Annotated in this window: 4 protein-coding genes and 1 pseudogene; 4 read left to right on the top strand and 1 reads right to left on the bottom strand. The window is 74.2% G+C overall.

Annotated features, from left to right (window positions below; translation table 11 throughout):
- Nucleotides 1-238 precede the first annotated feature (238 nt).
- From PSR1_RS22125 to trxA, 3 genes are all read left to right on the top strand, one after another.
- Complete coding sequence (locus PSR1_RS22125; protein ID WP_059439493.1) at nt 239-1597, top strand: ATP-binding protein; 1359 nt, start codon at nt 239-241, stop codon at nt 1595-1597.
- Entirely contained in the window at nt 1594-2151 is a 558-nt protein-coding gene (locus PSR1_RS22120) for a response regulator transcription factor (RefSeq protein WP_011420663.1), read from the top strand. The genes PSR1_RS22125 and PSR1_RS22120 overlap by 4 nt, the downstream gene beginning before the upstream one ends.
- A gap of 147 nt (nt 2152-2298) precedes the next feature.
- Nucleotides 2299-2694 (top strand): thioredoxin, encoded by a 396-nt coding sequence (gene trxA, locus PSR1_RS22115; RefSeq protein ID WP_059439492.1) that lies wholly within the window; start codon nt 2299-2301, stop codon nt 2692-2694.
- An 82-nt stretch (nt 2695-2776) separates the two neighbouring features.
- Here the strand turns inward: trxA and PSR1_RS24270 are convergent, their stop codons facing one another.
- Entirely contained in the window at nt 2777-3562 is a 786-nt protein-coding gene (locus PSR1_RS24270) for a hypothetical protein (RefSeq protein ID WP_193388407.1), read from the bottom strand.
- A 260-nt stretch (nt 3563-3822) separates the two neighbouring features.
- On the opposite strand from PSR1_RS24270, the pseudogene PSR1_RS22105 reads away from it, so the two are divergent.
- Nucleotides 3823-4147: pseudogene (locus PSR1_RS22105) on the top strand (hypothetical protein); the annotation flags it as partial.

The raw sequence follows: 4147 nt of genomic DNA, 5'->3' as shown, positions 1-4147 counted from the left end.
CCGCAGGCCTCGGCGAAGGCCGCGGCGAGCGCGGCGGACTGCGCCTCCGGGCGCCGCGCGAGGGCTTCCGCCAGGGCGGCGGCGACGGTGCGGCGGCGGCCACGCATGGCGGCGACGTTAGGGGGATGCTTGGGCGCCGTCAAGCCGTGGTGCGACACCGGGCCGCGCCGTGCTCCGGCGGGGACCCCCTGTGCTAACCTCTCGTCGTTCTCGGGGGATTGCCGTGGCGCAAGGAGAGATGGCAGCGGGGGACCTGGGGGCGGCGGCCGGGACGGCGCCGCACCCGAACCGGGCCCCTGCGCGCAGCGCCGCCGGCGACGAGCGCGGCCGACTGAACCTGTCGTGGCTCGTCCAGCTTCACTGGTGGGCGATCCTCGGCCAGGCCACCATCGTGGTGGGCGCGCAGTCCTGGACCCACATCGGCCTGCCCATGGGCACGCTGGTGGCGGTGATGGTCCTGGAGGTCATCGCGAACATCGTGCTGGGCGCCTGGGCGCGCCGCGCGCAGGTGACCGACCGCGACATCGCGCTGGTGATGCTGATCGACGCGGCGGTCCTGACCGTCCTGCTCGACCTGACCGGGGGCGCGTCCAACCCGTTCTCGACGCTCTACCTCGTCAACGTGGCGCTCGCCGCGGTGCTGCTGCCGGCCGCCTGGTCCTGGCTGCTCATGGCGGCGAGCCTGGCGGGCTTCGCGTCGCTGTTCGTGCACGAGCACTTCGCCGGCGTGAGCCACCACATCCGCACCCACATGGACCACGCGCAGACCATGGCCGCGCACCTGCGCGGCATGTGGGTCGCGTTCGCGCTGGCCGCGGTGTTCGTGGTGTTCTTCGTCCAGCGGGTCACGCGCGCGCTCGCCGCGCGGGAGGGTGAGCTCCAGGCCGCGCGCTTCCAGGCGCAGCGGCGCGAGAAGCTCGCCTCGCTGGCCACGCTCGCCGCGGGTGCGGCGCACGAGCTCTCCACCCCGCTCTCCACCATCGCGGTGGTCGCGAAGGAGCTGCAGCGCGCCATCCCGGCCGACGCCTCCAGCGAGCTCCACGACGACCTGCAGCTCGTGCGCGACCAGGTGGCGCGGTGCCGCGAGATCCTCGACCGGATGGCGGCGCACGCGGGCGAGAACGTGGGGGAGCCGTTCGCGCAGATGCGCGCGCGCGACTGGGTGGACGCCGCGCTGGACGGGTTCCGCTGGCCGCAGCGCGTGGACGTGCGGATCGACCCGAGCGCCGAGGCCGCCTCGCTGGTGGGCCCTCAGCGCGGGCTCGCCGAGGCGCTGCGCGGCCTGCTCAAGAACGCGGTCCAGGCGTCGCCGCCCGACGCTAGCGTCACGCTCCTCGTCACCGCGCCGCCCGGCCGCATCCAGGTCACGGTGCGCGACCGGGGCCGCGGCATGACGCCCGACGTGCTGTCGCGCGTGGGCGAGCCGTTCTTCACCACGAAGGTCCCCGGGGAGGGGATGGGGCTGGGCCTCTTCCTCACCCGGGCGCTCGCCGAGCAGCTCGGCGGCGAGTTCAACATCACCTCCACCCCGGGGGACGGGACGGAGGCGCGTATCGAGCTGCCGGTGTCGACGGCCGGCGAGAGGAGCAGCCCATGAACACGATGACGCCCGAAGTGACCCGCGAGTCCTTGCCGAGCATCCTGCTGGTGGACGACGACGAGGTGCTGCGCGAGCGGCTCGCCACCGCCATCCGCGCCCGCGGGTACGAGGTCCGGACCGCAGGCTCCGCCGAGGAGGCGATGCGCGAGGCGACCCGCGACTCGCCGGAGATGGCGGTGCTCGACCTGCGCATGCCCGGCGGCTCGGGCCTGGAGATCCTGCGCGAGCTGCGCCGCCAGGACCCGTCCACCCGCGTGCTCATGCTCACCGGCTACGGGAGCATCGCGACGGCGGTCGAGGCGGTGCGCGAGGGCGCGGTGGGCTACCTGCCCAAGCCCGCCGACGCGGACGAGATCCTGGCCGCGCTGAACGGCACCAACACCGCCAAGGAGAAGGGCATCGAGACGCCCTCGCTCGCCCGGGCGGAGTGGGAGCACATCCAGCGCGTGCTCACCGACTGCGGCGGCAACATCTCCGAGGCGGCGCGGCGGCTCGGCATCCACCGCCGCTCGCTCCAGCGGAAGCTGCACAAGTACCCGCCGGCGAGGTAGCCGCCTCGCCCGCCGAGGCCGGCCCACCGCGCGCCCTCCCGTCAGGGCGGGGGCGCGCGGCGAACCCTTTTCCCCTCGGCGGGGTCGAACTCCGTGTCAGGCGCCCCGGAGGCCGATGGACGGCGGGGGGCGGAGAGGCACGGAGACATGGCGCACGCGACGGTCGAGATCACCTCGCAGAACTTCAAGGACGTGGTCGAGAAGGACGGCATCGTCCTCGTCGACTGGTGGGCGCCCTGGTGCGGCCCGTGCCGGTCGTTCGCCCCGACGTACGAGAAGGTCGCGGGCAAGCACCCGGACCTCACCTTCGGGAAGGTGAACACCGAGGAGCAGCAGGAGCTCGCGGCGGCGTTCGACATCCGGTCGATCCCCACGCTGATGATCCTGCGCGACAAGGTCCTGCTGTTCTCGCAGGCCGGCGCGCTGCCCGAGGCCGCGCTGGAGGACCTCATCCGCCAGGTGCGCGCGCTCGACATGGACAAGGTCCGCGCCGACGTCGCCGCGCAGGAGGCGGAGGCGGCGAAGCGCACCGCGTCGGCCTGAGCGCCTTCCCCGGCGCCCGCGCAAAGAGAAGGGCGGATGGCCGCGAGGCCACCCGCCCTTCGAGCCTCCGGGCCCCGCGGGGCTACTTCGTCCCGCCGGTGCTCGGGGTGCTGCTGCCCGAGGTCCCGCCGCCGGAGCCGGCCGCGCCGGTGCCGGAGGTGTCGGTCGACGAGCCCGAGCCGGTCGAGCTGCCGGAGCCGGTCGAGCTGCCCGAGCCCATGTCCGTGCTCGAGCCGGAGCCCGTGGTGCCGGAGCCGGTGGAGCTGCCGGACCCGCTGGTGCTGCCGGAGCCGTAGCTCGAGGAGCCGCTGCTGCCCGATGACCCGGCGCTCATCACCTCGAGCGTCTTCACGGTGACCGTGTCGCCCGCTCCCGAGAAGCTGGCGCGGACCTGATCGCCCTCCTGGATGTCGGTCAGCGTGGCCATCTGGCCGTCCTTCGTGACCTTGGTCTCGTCGCTGATCCGGAGCTTCCTGTCGGAGTTCGCGAGCGTCAGCTCCTTCGTGTCCTTGTCGAACTTCTGGACCGTCCCGGTGAGCTGGTGCGTGCGCTTCGCGCTGCCCATGGTGGACGCCGACGAGCCGGTGCCCGACGACGAGGTGTCGCTCGAGGACCCGGTGCCGTAGCTCGAGCTGCCGGAGCCCGTGCTGCCCGAGGTGGCGCTGTCGCTCGAGCCGCTGCCGGTCGTGCCGGAGCTGCCCGTCCCCATGCTGCCGCTGCCGGTCGAAGCGCCGGTGCGATCGCGATCGCTGGTCGAGCCCGACGTCGTCGAGCCGCCCGTGGCTCCCTGCGCGCTCGCCGGCTGCGCCGCGACGAGCAGCCCGGCCATGCCGAGGCCGGCCACCGTACCCCATCCGAAATACCTCATTGGATCTCCCTCTCTGCTCTGGTTCGGAGCCCGGCGGTCGCCGTGGCTCTCGTGTTGGCTTCCGATACGGTAGTGCCGGGGCACCTGTGCGGAAGGGTTGCGCCCCCGGTTGAAGGCGCAGGAAGTGCCGTGCGCACGGGCAGTTGCGCAGGGCCCAGGCCCTCGCCCCCCGCACCGCGCGCCGCCCGCCGGCCCCCGTGTCAGACCGCCTTGCTACCTGAACACGCGAGCAGCTAAGTTGCGGGCAGGAGCCGCCGGCCATGTCGCAGCCCAGGGAACGCCACCTCGTCCTCGCGCACCTGCGCGACGAGATCCGCCGCATCGAGCGCCGCCCGGCGCGGCGGGAGGGCTGCGTCCCGAGCGGCCTGGCGGAGGTGGACGCGGCGCTGCCGGGCGGCGGGTTCCCGCGCGGCGCGCTGTGCGAGCTCGCGGGCGGGCCCGCCAGCGGCAAGACGGCGGTCGCCCTGTCGCTGCTCGCCGGCCTCGGCCCGGAGGCGCTGTCCGCGTGGGTGGACGTCCGGGGGGATCTCTACCCGCCCGCCGCAGCGGCGCGCGGGGTGGACCTCGCGCGCCTGCTCGTGGTGC

Origin of the sequence: Anaeromyxobacter sp. PSR-1, from assembly GCF_000964525.1 — a bacterium.
Lineage (GTDB): Bacteria > Myxococcota > Myxococcia > Myxococcales > Anaeromyxobacteraceae > Anaeromyxobacter.
Note: the sequence above shows the minus strand (reverse complement) of the source record. Positions and strands in the feature narration are given on the sequence as shown.